Annotated in this window: 1 protein-coding gene; it reads right to left on the minus strand. The window is 33.0% G+C overall.

Annotated elements, in window-relative coordinates; all coding sequences use genetic code 11:
* Window positions 1-233: 233 nt before the first annotated feature.
* On the minus strand, window positions 234-464 hold a 231-nt coding region (locus A9G36_RS10210; RefSeq protein WP_176701012.1), incomplete at its 5' end, for a hypothetical protein.

The raw sequence follows: 464 nt of genomic DNA on the forward strand, positions 1-464 counted from the left end.
AATCGCACCCTGTCAGTAACGATAACATCAGTAAACTACTACCTAATATTAAGACTTTTTTGATTTGTGTTTTCATCAGTTATTACCTGTTAGTTAAAATTTGTTAATCGATTCTGTCACTGCTTCCGCTTATGACTCGTTTCAGCTGTATATTGGTATGACAGTAAGTATGGAAACACTTTTTTACCCCGCAAATCTTAAACTTAACAGTAATCTAATGAATTAAAATAATTTTATAAAATATAACTACCACTTCTAGCCCTTATTAAGCTTAATCTTCCATCAGAAGAAATACTATAGTTATGCGCACCTTTAACAGGTCTTTCACCCAATACGGCTTTCTCTAAACCGCCATAACCTTTATATAAGCTATAAATATCCTTATTTTTTATCCAATTTGGCACATTTTCTAAATGGTAGGTAAAAATGATCACCCGCTGACCTTGTAATTGGTCGTCAACTCC

The sequence above is a fragment of the Gilliamella sp. Choc6-1 genome (assembly GCF_001690385.1).
In the GTDB taxonomy this organism is placed as follows: domain Bacteria; phylum Pseudomonadota; class Gammaproteobacteria; order Enterobacterales; family Orbaceae; genus Gilliamella; species Gilliamella apicola_A.